At 69.4% G+C, this 13,177-nt stretch carries 13 protein-coding genes; 5 read left to right on the forward strand and 8 right to left on the reverse strand.

Annotated elements, in window-relative coordinates; translation table 11 throughout:
- Positions 1-166: 166 nt before the first annotated feature.
- From ACWDU1_RS18845 to ACWDU1_RS18855, 3 genes are all read right to left on the reverse strand, one after another.
- Positions 167-1,408 carry an LCP family protein gene (locus tag ACWDU1_RS18845; RefSeq protein WP_450000078.1) on the reverse strand — a complete coding sequence of 414 codons (1,242 nt, stop codon included), beginning with the start codon at positions 1,406-1,408 and terminating at the stop codon, positions 167-169.
- A 256-nt stretch (positions 1,409-1,664) separates the two neighbouring features.
- Positions 1,665-2,441: a CPBP family intramembrane glutamic endopeptidase gene (locus tag ACWDU1_RS18850; RefSeq protein ID WP_450000080.1), complete on the reverse strand. Its 777-nt coding sequence runs from the start codon at positions 2,439-2,441 to the stop codon at positions 1,665-1,667.
- A 56-nt stretch (positions 2,442-2,497) separates the two neighbouring features.
- Positions 2,498-3,256: a DUF2470 domain-containing protein gene (locus tag ACWDU1_RS18855; RefSeq protein WP_450000082.1), complete on the reverse strand. Its 759-nt coding sequence runs from the start codon at positions 3,254-3,256 to the stop codon at positions 2,498-2,500.
- Positions 3,257-3,446: 190 nt separating this feature from the next.
- Here ACWDU1_RS18855 and ACWDU1_RS18860 point away from each other — a divergent pair, with 190 nt between their 5' ends.
- The 3 genes from ACWDU1_RS18860 to ACWDU1_RS18870 all read left to right on the forward strand — a co-directional run bounded on the left by ACWDU1_RS18860 (position 3,447) and on the right by ACWDU1_RS18870 (position 5,556).
- Positions 3,447-3,878 (forward strand): hypothetical protein, encoded by a 432-nt coding sequence (locus tag ACWDU1_RS18860; RefSeq protein WP_450000083.1) that lies wholly within the window; start codon positions 3,447-3,449, stop codon positions 3,876-3,878.
- 101 nt (positions 3,879-3,979) lie between these two features.
- Positions 3,980-4,897 carry a prephenate dehydratase gene (gene pheA, locus ACWDU1_RS18865; protein ID WP_450000085.1) on the forward strand — a complete coding sequence of 306 codons (918 nt, stop codon included), beginning with the start codon at positions 3,980-3,982 and terminating at the stop codon, positions 4,895-4,897.
- Positions 4,894-5,556, forward strand: coding sequence for a histidine phosphatase family protein (locus tag ACWDU1_RS18870; RefSeq protein WP_450000086.1), 663 nt, complete (start codon positions 4,894-4,896; stop codon positions 5,554-5,556). Before pheA ends, ACWDU1_RS18870 begins: the two co-directional genes overlap by 4 nt.
- Before the next feature lie 23 nt (positions 5,557-5,579).
- Here the strand turns inward: ACWDU1_RS18870 and ACWDU1_RS18875 are convergent, their stop codons facing one another.
- The 5 genes from ACWDU1_RS18875 to ACWDU1_RS18895 form a co-directional block, all read right to left on the reverse strand.
- Positions 5,580-6,365: an ESX secretion-associated protein EspG gene (locus ACWDU1_RS18875; RefSeq protein WP_450000087.1), complete on the reverse strand. Its 786-nt coding sequence runs from the start codon at positions 6,363-6,365 to the stop codon at positions 5,580-5,582.
- Positions 6,366-6,406: 41 nt separating this feature from the next.
- Positions 6,407-7,576, reverse strand: coding sequence for a PPE domain-containing protein (locus tag ACWDU1_RS18880; RefSeq protein WP_450000089.1), 1,170 nt, complete (start codon positions 7,574-7,576; stop codon positions 6,407-6,409).
- Positions 7,577-7,672: 96 nt separating this feature from the next.
- Positions 7,673-8,005, reverse strand: a complete 333-nt coding sequence (locus ACWDU1_RS18885; protein ID WP_450000091.1) for a PE family protein — start codon at positions 8,003-8,005, stop codon at positions 7,673-7,675.
- Positions 8,006-8,182: 177 nt separating this feature from the next.
- Positions 8,183-8,533 carry a metallopeptidase family protein gene (locus ACWDU1_RS18890; RefSeq protein ID WP_450000092.1) on the reverse strand — a complete coding sequence of 117 codons (351 nt, stop codon included), beginning with the start codon at positions 8,531-8,533 and terminating at the stop codon, positions 8,183-8,185.
- 13 nt (positions 8,534-8,546) lie between these two features.
- Positions 8,547-9,800 carry a septum formation family protein gene (locus tag ACWDU1_RS18895; RefSeq protein ID WP_450000093.1) on the reverse strand — a complete coding sequence of 418 codons (1,254 nt, stop codon included), beginning with the start codon at positions 9,798-9,800 and terminating at the stop codon, positions 8,547-8,549.
- Positions 9,801-9,945: 145 nt separating this feature from the next.
- On the opposite strand from ACWDU1_RS18895, the gene serS reads away from it, so the two are divergent.
- Together serS and ACWDU1_RS18905 are read left to right on the forward strand one after the other, a co-directional pair.
- Positions 9,946-11,208, forward strand: coding sequence for a serine--tRNA ligase (gene serS, locus ACWDU1_RS18900; protein WP_450000095.1), 1,263 nt, complete (start codon positions 9,946-9,948; stop codon positions 11,206-11,208).
- Between the two features lie 159 nt (positions 11,209-11,367).
- Positions 11,368-13,146, forward strand: coding sequence for a putative bifunctional diguanylate cyclase/phosphodiesterase (locus ACWDU1_RS18905; protein WP_450000096.1), 1,779 nt, complete (start codon positions 11,368-11,370; stop codon positions 13,144-13,146).
- Positions 13,147-13,177: the final 31 nt, after the last annotated feature.

The raw sequence follows: 13,177 nt of genomic DNA on the forward strand, positions 1-13,177 counted from the left end.
TGCGCTTCGAGCGCTGACAGCAGACGCGGGCCGAACCCTTTGTGGGCCTCGCTGGACTCGGCGCCGAGAAGGTGGCCCATTCTGCGGATGAGCCGGATTCGGGTCGGGGCCGGTGCCGACGCTGGTGGCTGCCGGACTGAAACAGGCGCGATATCGGCCAAGCGGGCTATTTGGCTGAGACGTCCTCGGGGACGGGGTCACCGTTGGCGAGGGCTTCGAAGAAGTCGGCGGCGTCTGGTTTGGCCCAGATGACGACGTTGCCGCTGTCGGTGTCCTCGAATCCGCCGACGGGGACGGTGGTGGCGAGGGTGTCGCCGCGTAGCGCCCAGGCCAGGCGGGCGAGATCCCAGATGTGGTCGCCGGAGTCGACGGTCAGGGATTTCGCGGTGTTGCTCGCCACGGGCCAGACCGCGAAGGGGTTGGCGAGGGTGGTGGGGCTGGTGGCTTTTTCCAGGAGGGCGGATAGGAACATTCGCTGGTTGTTCATCCGGTCGATATCGGCGAGGGCGGTGGCGCGGGTGCGGACGAAGCCGAGCGCCTGCGGTCCGTTCAGCTCCTGGCAGCCCGCCGGGATATCGAGCCCGGCCAGCGGGTCGTTGATGGCCTGGGGGACACACAGGTCGATTCCGCCGAGGGCATCCACGACGCCGGCGAAACCGGCGAAGCCGATCTCGGCGTAGTGGTCTATCCGCAGGCCGGTCGCGGTTTCCACGGTTTGGGTGAGCAGCGGTGCGCCGCCGAAGGCGAAGGCGGCGTTGAGTTTGTCCTGGCCATAGCCGGGGATGCTCACGTACGAGTCCCGGGGCAGGCTCACCAGCGTGGTGCGGCCGGAGGGCGGGATATGGACGAGGATGATCGTGTCGGTGCGCGGGTCACCGGCGTCGCCGCCGGTCGCCAGGCCGGTGGTCTGTTCTTCGGAGAGCCCGGACCGGCTGTCGGAACCCACCAGGAGCCAGTTCGTACCGGCGGTATTGCCGACCCGGTCCTCGTAGCCACCCAGCGCGTCTATCCGGGTGAGTGAACCGTCGAGTTTCACCACGGCGTAGACCAGCCCGAATATCAGTACCAGCAGGATCGCGAGCAACCACCGGCCGATACGGCGTTTACGCCGCGGCCGCGGACGCGGCGCCGCCCGGCCGCCGTAGGGCCGGCCTCCACCGGGGGGCGGCGGGCGCCGGCGGTCGTCGCGGAAAGGTTCGGGCCGCTGGGTGGGGGCGTGCTGGGCGCCCCGGTAGGGCACCGGCCGCTGTGTGGGAGCGTGCGTCGGTGCCGCGCCCTTGCCCGGCGGCGGTCCCTGGCGGCGGCCCGGCGGCGCGGGACGGCCGCCCGGGGACTGTGACCAGGCCTGGGGCGGCTCGTAGCGTTCGGTAGGGCGGCCGCGCTGTCCCGGTGCCGGATTTCGGCGCATCGGCTGGGGTGATTCCCCGGGGGGAGGTCCGCCCCGCGGCGGTGGCGGGACCGGGCGGCGCGCGGCCGGTCGTCCGGGGGCTCCGCTGTGCGGCGGCACCCGGCGCATCCGAGGGTCGTCGCCGTTCATCATCATCAGACTCTACTTATCGATCGGCCCCGGTTTCGTTAGCGTCACGATCCCCGGAGCCGCACCGCAGGTGAAAGGGGTGGTGGGGTAAAGGAGGGTTACGGGATCGTAAAGGGGGATTACCCCCTCAGGGCAGCCACGACACCCGGCCGTGCAGAAGTCCATAGCCGAGATAAGCGACGATATCGATCAACGCATGGGCGATCACCAGCGGCCACAGCCGTCCCGTGCGCTGCCAATACCGGCCGAACACCAGGCCCATAACGATATTGCCGACCCCGCCGCCGAGCCCCTGGTACAGGTGATAGCTACCGCGCAGCAGTGCCGAGGCCGCCAGCGCGGAATTATCGGACCAGCCGAGCGCCCGCAGCCGGGTGAGCAGATATGCCACCACCACGATCTCCTCGGCCGCGGAATTGGCGCACGCGGACAGCACCAGCGCGGGCAGCCGCCACCAGTGGTCGTTCAGGGCATCCGGAACGAGAGTCACATTGATACCCACAGCTTGCGCGACGAGGTACAGGCCCAGGCCCGGTAAGCCGATAACGGCCGCCAAGGCCATACCGTGCAGGACATCCGGCCGGAATCGGACCCGGGCCAGGCCGATCGCGCGGGGTGCGAGACCGCTACGCCACAGCAGATACAGTCCCAGCCCCGCCCAGGCGGCCAGCCGCAGCACGCCGACGAGCTGGAACAGCAGGTCGAGCAGGGATTGGGCGGATCGGGAGGAGTTCAGGGCCACGGTCCGATCCCCGACCCCGCCGGGCGCCAGCGCGCTCTCCAGCAGGGAGAGTGCCGCGTTCAGGCCGCTGAGGCCGAACGTGACGCCGAGTACGACCAGGATCTCGAGCCGGATCTCCCGCTGCTCCCGGGTGCGATCGCCGACTGCGCTGCGCTCATCCATGGACCGAATCCTTGCGTACCTCCGCTTCCGCTGCGGCCGTGCGTGGCCGGGCCGGGTCAGCCTCGGCGCAGGCCGTTGAGGAAGGGGCAGCCGGCGAGAGTTCGGACGGCGCGGCCCAGGCTCTCGATATCCTCGGCGGGAGTCGCGAAGGGCAGGCGGAAGTCGTGGTCGCCGTCGATACCTTCGATACGCAGGGTGAGGCCGTAGCGGTCGATGGCCAGGGGATGGATCCGGCCGTGCCGGAGTTTTGCCGGCAGATGGCGGGCGAGCTGGGCCACGACATCGCCGTGGTCGGCGTCCAGATGCTGTAACCAGGCCGATTCCATCGAGCAGAACGGGTCGGGGGTGGCCAGGCGCAGTTCGTCGACACATACCGATTCGGCGCCCGAGGAATCCGCGACGACCGCCGAGTTCAGCACCAGGCGCAGCAGAGTGGTGGTGTGGCCGATATCGAGCAGCCCGGGATGCGGATGCTCCTCTGCCACCGCGCTTACCAGCGTGCGCTGGGCGCGGCTCGGGACCCCGCGGACCCAGCCACGCAGCCACACCAATGACCGCACCGGCTCGCGCAGCGGTAACGGGGCGTGATCGGTGAGCTCCAGGACCGCCGGGGCGCCCGCGATCTGCGAGCCGGCGGCGTAGACCGCGGCGGAGTCGTTGGGGACCGCGAGCACGACATCCCCGCACTGCCGCAGGTAGTGGACCGCGACCGGCGTGGGGTCGGCTCCGGGCAGCGCCAGCATGGCCTGCTCGGCATGCGAACAGGCGCTGCGGACACGTTCGGCGGTGGACGGGGCGGGGGCGGTCGGCGCCATGGGTACCTCCATTGCGGGCGTGCCCGACTTCACAAGGTCTTAATTAGGTTAACCTAAGCTAAGTTATAGTCGGATGCGGCGCAAGAGGATCGCGCTACCGGAATCCAACGCCCACCGGCGCCTCCGGCGGGCGTCGTGCCGCGCGCCCGGCGGCCGTGGCGCCCGGTCGGCCTCCGCTTACGATCGAAGGGTGGTCGCAGGTGAATCCCAGCCGGTACTTCTCGGACTGACCGTTCCGAAACGGGCGGTCGAACGTGGGCTGGTCGACGGTCTGGCGGTACCCGTGGGCCATTTCTCCGATGTGGCGATCATCGATACCGGCGATCGGGACGAACGGATCGCGGAAATCCTGATCGGCGCCGTCCACGGGTCGGGTGGCTACGCGGCTCGAACCGATGACCCCGCGCGGGCCCTCGCACTGGTAGCGGCGACCGCCGCCGCGCTGTGCGGCGACGATATCCGAGCGGCCCTCGCACGGCCTGACCTCGCGTTTCTCACCGGGCTGTCCAGCGGGGCCGCGGACGCGGTCCGCGAAATACTGCTGGGCATCGAAACCACCGACCCCGCGGCCCTCGGCCGCGAACTGGGGGCCGCGCTGAACGGCGATTCGCTCCGGAACTGACCGCGTTCATCCCGTCGCGGCCACGGCGTCAGCGCCCGGCGGCCGCCCCTTCCCCTCCGGTGGCCAGCGGCCGGTGCACGCGCACCAGTAGTCTCGTAGACGTGCCGCGTATCGCCTATTTCGGACCGTCGGGAACCTTCACCGAGATGGCCCTCGCCGAATTCGAGACCGGCGGGTCGTTCGACGGGCCCGTCGAACGTATCGCCGCGCCCAGCCAATCGGCGGCGCTGGAGATGGTGCGCGCCGGTACGGTCACCGCTGCCGTGGTCCCGATCGAGAGCTCGGTGGAGGGGTCGATATCGGCGACGCTGGATTCCCTGGCCATCGGTCCCCGTTTGCAGATAATCGCCGAAACCGAGCTGGAGGTGACCTTCACCATTCTGGCCCGGCCCGGAACCGAGGTCGCGGCGGTGCGCACGCTCGCCGCCTATCCGGTCGCGCTGGCGCAGGTGCGGAACTGGGTCGGCCACACCTGGCCCGAGATCGGGATCCACACCTCCGATTCCAATGCCGCCGCCGCGGAGGACGTACACGCGGGCCTGGCGGATGCCGCGGTGTCCACGGCGCTGGCCGGTGAACGGCTGGGTCTTGCGGTGCTGGCTTCCGGCGTCGCCGACCACGACCAGGCGGTCACCCGCTTCGTACTGGTCACGCCACCGCGGGTGGCTCCCGCGCCGACCGGCTCCGACCGCACCTCGATCGTGCTCGAGGAACTGCCGAACACGCCCGGCTCACTGATGCGCGCGTTCGCGGAATTCGCTACCCGAGGCGTGGATCTCACCCGTATCGAATCCCGGCCCACCCGCACGGGAATGGGCACCTATCGCTTCTACCTGGATTGTGTCGGCCATATCGAGGACGCCGCGGTGGCGGAGGCGCTCAAAGCGCTGCACCGCACGGCGCGTATCCGCTTTCTCGGCTCCTGGCCGGCCGCGTCCGCGAACGGCAGCGCACCGCCGTCGGACGAAGAGGCCGCGTTCTGGCTGACCCAGCTACGGAAAGGAGTGGCCGACCTTTGAGCGCGAGACTCGTACTGGTGCGCCACGGCGAAACCGAGGGTAATGTCGCCAAAATTCTCGACACCCGGCTGCCCGGACTGCCGCTGACGGAACGGGGCGCCGCCCAGGCGAAGACCTTCGGCGCGAACCTGGCCGCGCCACCGCAAGCGCTGTTCCATTCCCGGGCGCTGCGGGCCCGCCAGACCGCGAGCTATATCGAGGCGGCCACCGGTGTCGTCGCTGTGGAACGCGACGGTGTGCACGAAGTCCAGCTGGGTGAACTGGACGGGCAGAGCAGCCAGGACGCACACGACCGGTTTCAGGCGGTCTACCGGCTCTGGCATGAGGGACAGCTCACCGGCCGGACTCCGGGTGGCGAATCGGGACAGGACGTACTCGATCGCTTCCTTCCCGAGGTCGCCCGGCTGCGGGCCGAATTCCTGGAAGACGGCGAGACCGGGAACGTATTACTGGTGACCCACGGCGCCGCGATGCGCCTGGTGGGCAGGACCTTGTCCGGAGTGGCACCCCCGTTCACCACGAACAACCATCTGGACAACACCGAGACGATCGAATTGGCCCCACTGCCCGGCGGCGGCTGGGAGTGCGTGCGCTGGGGCCGGTTCACCCCGCCGTTCGGCGAGAAGGCCGAAGCGGGCGCCGACGATCCGATGGGCTGATCATCGCCGGCCGCGCCCCGTGTCTAGGCCAGCGACGGATTGCGCGGGAAATCCGCACGCTCGGGTAGCGAATGAATCAGATCCTGGATGGCGATGCGCAGCCGGGCCGTGGTCCCGCTGCTGAACGACGACCATTTGGTGCCGTCGTCGGCGACGCTGGCGGTCGCGATGAACCTGCCCGCGCGAGTATCGAATACGGCGATGTGGTTGTCCGCGACGTCGCGGCTGGCGTCGCCGTAGACGACTCCGACGATTTCGGCGTGCGATTCGCAATGCGCCATCGCCGAGGCGATGGCCTGCGCGTCACGTGCGGGATTGCCGACCTTCGCGAGCCGGGCGGCGGTGGCCGCCGGATCACCCGCGTCGTCGAAGATCGGCACCAGTTGCTCGGTCGGTGCGTTCATACCGGTGAGTTCCAGCGCCTCTGCCGGGCCGAGCGCCGAGATGACCGGGCCGGCAAGGTCGTCACCGGCTTCGTCGATCACGTAGGAGTCCGGCCCGCGAAGAGCGACGGCCACCAATTCGTCGCCTTTCGCCAGGCACATCCGGCTCACCTGACCGTCGACGATCAGGCGTAGCGCCACCACCCAATGGGGGCGGTACAGACCGCGTAGCCGATCCTCGAGTTCCGGGTGGACCCGCTCACCGTCGAGCAGGTCTCGGTCCCGGAGTAGTTGCGCCGCCGCGTCCATCGCCCGGTCGTGGTCGAGCTGGTTGTCGTAGCGACCCATCGCGTTCAGGACGACGGGTACCTCGTCGATCTCCAGTTTCTCCAGCAGGTACTGCATTTCGTCGAGTGACAACACCACCGCCGCCAGCATCGACGGCCCCCGCCCCGCACCGAGCACTGTCACTTGCCCGGTCGGGGAGGTTCGCCGCCGCCGATCACACCGTCGGCGATGAAGCGACCGTCGGCGAAGTGGTCACCGCGCAGGTAGTCGGCCGCATCGTGATCCTGATCCTCTTCGCCGTTCGCACCGCGGGAATTGCCCAGCAGCGGACCGCTGTTGGCGCCGGTACCCGCCGGGCGGACCGGCGCCGTCTCGCCGCGGGTCACCGCCACGCTCTCGGTGGCGGGCGCGGTGGCGTTCGCGGCCGGGGCACCCCAGCCCTCGGGAACCTTGAGTCCGCCGTTGTTCAGCCCGAGTGCCGAGCCGGAGGGCAGGCCGCCGGTGCGGGTCGCCGCGGCGGTGGTGGTGGCCGCCACCGCGCCGGTTACCAGGCCGGGTACGGCCACCGACGGTGCCGTGGCGGGAGCGGATGTGGTCGCGGCGACGAGGGCGTTGGCCCCCAGGTTGCCCACGGTGGTGACACCGGTGCTCGCCACCGAACCGGCCACATGCGCGGCCTGGGTGGCGGCGCTGGCCAGGCCCGGGTTCTGCGCCAGTGCGGTACCGGCCGCGGCCAGCATCTTCACCGGATCCCCATTGGCCTCCTGCATGGCCTGATCGGCCGGACCCGGGTCGGCGCGGCCGGCGCCGTTGGCGATCGGCGGCGGGGTGAGGAATTCGCCCGGGGTGACCACGGTGGCGGTGACCGCGGCCTCGTAGGTCTCCATGGTGAGTGCGGCGCGCAGGTCCAGTGCGGCCTTTGCCGCCTCGGCGATCTCGGACGAGCCGTTGAGTACGCCGCCGGTGGAATGCGCGGCCGCGCGGGCCGTGTTCACCGCGATGATCTCCGGCAGGCTCGGCATGGCGATCGAGGCGACGGTGTAGGCGGTGGCCTGCGAGGCCGCCTTGGTGCCGAGGGCCGCCGCCATGGTGCCCTGCTGTTCGGCCCAGCCGGTGAATCCGACGAGCCGGGCCAGGGCGCCGATACCGTTGACGCTCTGCATACCGACCCCGAGCTCGGCCATGACGCGGACCACCGTGGCGGTGGCGTCCACCCAGGCCCCGGTGAGGGTGCCCCAGGCGCCGGCGGCCGCCGACATCGGAATGGCGTGTGAGCCGGTGTTGAGTGCGATCGAATTGCCCTCGGCGAGTCTGGGCAGCCAGAACACCCCGGTGATACCTGCGGTCATGCTTGTTTCTCCCCTTGTGAACTAACGGTGGTGGATCGGCCGGCCGGTGCGGCCCGGCGGCTCGGATCGAGCCGTGATCGCCGCGGCGACACGGGACTAGGCGGCGATCGAACCGAACGCGCCGCCGGTGAGCGTGAGCACACCCGCGGAAGCGGCGTCCTGGGCCAGGTACTGGGCGAGCTGGGTGCGCAGAATCGCGGCGGTGTGGTGCAGTTCGAGAACTGCCTGGGCGAGGGAGGTCTGGTGGGTGGCGGCGCCCTTGTTCATATGCATGGCGCCGTGCAGTGAAGCCTCGTCCGCGCCGGACGGTGCGACATACGTCGCGGGTACGGTTGCCGCGGCCACGCCCGACAGCCGGTCGGCCAGCAGATCGAGTTCGATCGCGGCGGCGAGGATGAGCTCGGGTGTGACGTCGACATTGCCAATCATGTCCTCGACTCCTTCTTGTGGCGGCTCTTGGGCGGAACCACGAGAATTCCCCCTACGAGTACATTGGACGCGATACCCCCGCGAGCGGTTCCCTCGAATCCACAACTTTCTTCCGGCTCGGTCCGGCACGGTGCCCTCGAGTTCCCCTGCAGGACTTCCGCGTGTACCGGTTAGAGCTTAACCCCATCCCAGCTGATGGAGCCGGTCTTCGTCAATCCCGAAATAGTGTGCGATTTCGTGGATCACGGTGATCCGCACTTCCTCGACCACCTGTTCCTCGTCAGCGCAGACAGCGAGCAGCGCGTCGCGGTACACGGTGATCGTGTCGGGAAGCGAACCGCCGTAGTGGCTGTCGCGTTCGGTCAGCGCTATCCCGTGATACAGGCCCAGCAGGTGCGGTTCGTCCGGGTTACGGGGTTCGATCAGCACGACCACGTTGTCGATGGCGCGGGCCAGCTCCGGAGGTATCAGATCCAGAGCGTCGCCGACCAGCTCCTCGAAACGGTCCTCGGACATGACCACCGGCATACGCGGGCTCCGGTTACCGCGGCACCGGACGCGGTTCCGGCTGCGGGGGCAGCGGCGCCGCGCCGGGCAGCGGTTCGGGGGTGGAGCGCCCGGAATTCGGCGGCGGCACCGGTTCCTGGCCGTTGATCAGGAGACGACCCCGGGCCGGTCCCACCAGTGGCGCGAAACCTTCCTGGTCGGCGCCCTTCCCGACCATGCAGTTGAGCTGGCGGCTACCCGCGAGCCAGCTGCGGGCATCTATGTAGTCGAAGAACACCGTGAGGGTCTTGTCCCGCAGGACGTGCGGCCCACCGAGATAGTCGTTGGTCATCCGGCCGCACTCTTCTTCCAGGAACTGGTCCTGATCGGCCTTGGCCGGCGGACCGCCCTGGAACCGGCCCGAGAGGTTCACGGTGGCGGCGATCTCGACCGCGTGCTCCTGGGTGCAGTCGACCGGATCGGTGGGCAGGTTCTGGCTGATGCCGAGGCACATACCGGGTTCGTAGATCTTGGACTGGTCGCCGTCGGCCACCCGGCCCGTCTTGGGCAGCGGGCTACCGCTGAGACCGGGGACCTGCAGACCGCACCGCAGCATCCGGTCGCCGGAGTTGGTCCAGCCGTCGTTGCTCGGATACATCAGACCCACCGCGTACTTGCCGCGCGGATCGAAGCGGCCGTTGAGATAGCGCTGGGCGGCGGGTACGCAGTGCTCCTCGCGGAGTTCGGTGAGCCGCAGCGAATCCGGCCAGACCGCGTCCGGGCCGAACTCCGTACCGGGGTACTGGCTCAGGTCGACCGTATCGGTGACCTCGAACAGATGCTCATCGGCGCAGTCGAGTTCGACCAGATCGGAGTGGTCCGGTTTGGTCCAGGTCAGGCAGTCGCCGGTGGCGACGGAGGCGAAGACCTTATCGGCTTTGGCGACCGCGCCCCCCGGACTGCGCGCTTGCAGATTGGAGTCGTTGTCGAATCCGCTGAGGGTCATGGTGAGCAGGGCCGCGACGACGGCGCCCACGGCGACCGCCAGCAGGCTCCAGCGCAGCTGCGGCGCCGCGATCCGTTTGGCGCGGCCGGGGCCGGACCGGGGTGCGCGCTCGGGCCGGGTGCCGGGGCGGCCGCGCCGGCGCCCGGCCGGGTCGCGTCCGGGCGGATCCAACGATGCCGGACCGCCGGGTCCGCGTCGCGCGGAATCGGTCTTGCGACCGCGACCCGGGCGGGCGGTACGCGAGCGCAACGATCGGTCGCCGCGGGGGCCGCGCCGGTTGGTGGGCTCATCTTCGGAGGACATCGCGGTCCATCATGGCAGCGCGATACCCGAACGTGCCACGAACCCGGCCGATCGGCCCGGCGGGTCGCGGCGGAACCGCCCCGGACCGAGGTCGCGACGATACTCGGTTGAGGCTCCGGATCCGCGACCATTACGCTGGTCAGCCATGATCGACCTCCGACTCCTGCGCGATGATCCCGAGCTGGTCCGCGCCTCGCAGCGAGCCCGGGGCGAGGACCCGGCGCTCGTCGACGCGCTGCTCACCGCCGATACCGAGCGCCGGTCCGCGATCGCGACCGCCGACCGGTTGCGGGCCGAGCACAAGACCATGGGCAAGCAGGTCGGCAAGGCGAGCAAGGAGGAACGGCCCGCGCTGCTGGCGCAGGCGCAGGAGATGTCGGTCAAGGTCAAAGAGGCCGAAACCGCCCAGCACGCGGCCGAGGCCGGGCTGCAGGACGCGCACCGCGCCATCTCGAATGTCGTCCAGGAGGGCGCGCCCGCCGGCGGCGAGGACGATTTCGTCCTGCTGGAGACGGTCGGGGCGGCGCCCGAGTTCGATTTCACCCCGCGCGATCACCTGGATCTCGGCGAATCGCTGGGACTGATCGATATGGAGCGCGGCGCCAAGGTGTCGGGTTCGCGGTTCTACTTCCTCACCGGTTACGGCGCGCTACTGCAGCTGGGCCTGCTGCAGCTGGCCGCGCAGCGCGCCGTCGCCAACGGGTTCACCATGATGATTCCGCCGGTTCTGGTGCGTCCGGAGATCATGGCCGGGACCGGGTTCCTCGGGCAGCACTCCGCCGAGGTGTACCACCTGGAAGAGGACGATCTGTACCTGGTGGGCACCTCGGAGGTGCCGCTGGCCGGTTATCACTCCGACGAGATCCTCGACCTCTCGGCCGGCCCCAAGCGGTACGCGGGCTGGTCGTCGTGTTTCCGGCGTGAGGCCGGCAGCTACGGCAAGGACACCCGCGGCATCATCCGGGTGCACCAGTTCGACAAGGTCGAGATGTTCGTCTACTGCCGGCCCGAGGACGCCGACGCCGAACACCGGCGGCTGCTGTCGTGGGAGCGGGAGATGCTCGCGGCCATCGAGGTGCCCTATCGGATCATCGATGTCGCGGCCGGCGATCTGGGCAGCTCGGCCGCCCGGAAGTTCGACTGCGAGGCCTGGGTGCCGAGCCAGGGCACGTACCGCGAGCTCACCTCGACCTCCAACTGCACCACCTTCCAGGCGCGGCGGCTATCGGTCCGCTACCGCGACGAGAACGGGAAACCGCAGATCGCCGCGACCCTGAACGGCACCCTGGCCACGACACGCTGGATCGTCGCGCTGCTCGAGAACCATCAGCAGGCCGACGGTTCGGTGCGGGTACCGGCCGCGCTGGTGCCTTTCGTGGGTACCGATCTGCTGACCCCGCCGAGCTGACGCGGTTGGCCGCGAACGGCACGGGGTATCCGATATCGCCGGTTGACCACGCGATCGGCGATCCCGTTGTTTAGGCTGTTCACCGTGCGAGGAAGCGGGTCTCGCGGCGATACCCGGACGCGGGTACGAGCCGCGTCTGGTGTGGCGACGGCCATGGTCATGTCCCGGACCACCGGGGCCTTCTACGTCATGGGCGGTGCGCTGGGGTTGCTGGTGACCGCCATCGCCCCCACTCAGGTGTTGTTCCCCGGCGACGAGGGCAACCGGTGGCTGGTCGGTTCGGCGGCGGCGGTCGCGCTGTTGCTGGGCGTCAGCCTGCTCGGCTGGGGTCCCCGGATGCCGCACTGGCTGCACCACGGTTATGTGGTGATGGCGACCCTGCTGGTGACGATCGCGGTCCACTCGTTCCCCAATACCGTCGCGGCGATCACCCTCGCCTCGTTCTACGTCTTCGTCGCGTGCGACGCGGCGCTGTTCTTCGCGTGGACGCAGGCCGCGGCGCATATCGCGCTGTGTATGGCGTTGTGCCTGTGGGTACTGCCGTCCCGCGCGGGCCTGCCGTGGTGGTCCGGGGTGATCCCGGCCGGTATCACCTTCGGGGTCGGGGTGGTGGTCGGGATCCTCACCCGGATGGCGTCGGAGGCCGATATCGACACCCTGACCGGTCTGCTGAACCGGCGCGGTTTCGATCGGGCGCTCAACACCGCGATCGAACAGGCCGACCGCTCCGGTCAGGCACTGGCGCTGGTCCTGGTCGATCTGGACCGCTTCCAGAAGGTCAACGATCATCTGGGGCACCGCGCCGGCGACGCGGTGTTGCAGCGGGTCGCCGATACCTGGGCCGGTCTCCTCGGCCCGGGGCAGCGGCTGGCCCGCTACGGCGGCGACGTCTTCGCGGCGCTGCTGCCCGGTACCACCGAACAGGCCGCCATTCTGCTGACCGAACAGTTGCGCGCCGCGGTCAGTACCGGGTGTTCGGCGGGGGTCACCTCCTGGCAGCCGGGCGAATCGGCCTCGCTGCTGGTCAGCCGCGCCGATGTGGGTCTGTACCGGGCCAAGCAGTCCGGCCGGAACCGGACCGTCCTCGAATCGGGACATCGCACCCCGCTGGCGGTGGAACTGCGTGAGGCGATCGACAACGGCAACCTCGATGTGCACTATCAGCCGATCGTGAGTCTCGGCGACGGCGGCGACAAGGCGGTCGGGGTGGAGGCGTTGCTGCGCTGGTCCTCCAGCGCGCAGCCGGATGTCACCACCGAGGGACTGATCCGGGTGGCCGAGGAGTACGACCTCATCGCCGATCTGGACGAACTGGTCCTGCGCCGGGCCTGTGCCGACGCCGCGCAGTTGCAGGACACCTTCGCCGCGCTGGACCTCACCCTGAACGTGAACGTGAGTGGTCTGGAACTGGCGGAGACGGGCTACGCGGACAAGGTCGCGGGAATTCTGGAGAGCACCGGATGGCCGGCCGGCCAGCTCGTGCTCGAGGTGACCGAGACCGAACTGGCGGCCGAATCGGATACGGCCATCGCGAATCTGCATACATTGCGCGATCGCGGTGTCCGGATAGCCATCGACGATTTCGGCACCGGCTATTCCTCGCTGAGCCGGCTGGCGACACTGCCCAGCGACATCATCAAGGTGGACCAGTCGTTCGTGGCGGCGATCCGGTCCGATTCGCCGGCGCCGCCGCTGCTGGGCGTGATCGCGGCATTGAGCAAATCGCTGGATCTGCAGGTGATCGCCGAGGGTGTCGAAACCGAACATCAGGCCGCGGTGCTGACCGAGCTGGGATTCGCGCTGGCGCAGGGCTATCACTACAGCGATTCGCATCCGGTGGCGGACCTGATCAGTGATATGAACCGGGGGCAGCTGCGTCCGGCCGAGCGGCGCGAACTGGGCGCCCCGGCCGACGACAACGGGTGGATCCCGCTGTAGCGGCGCGCCGTTGTCCGAAAATGGCTTGACC

The organism is Nocardia sp. NPDC003345 (assembly GCF_053589395.1).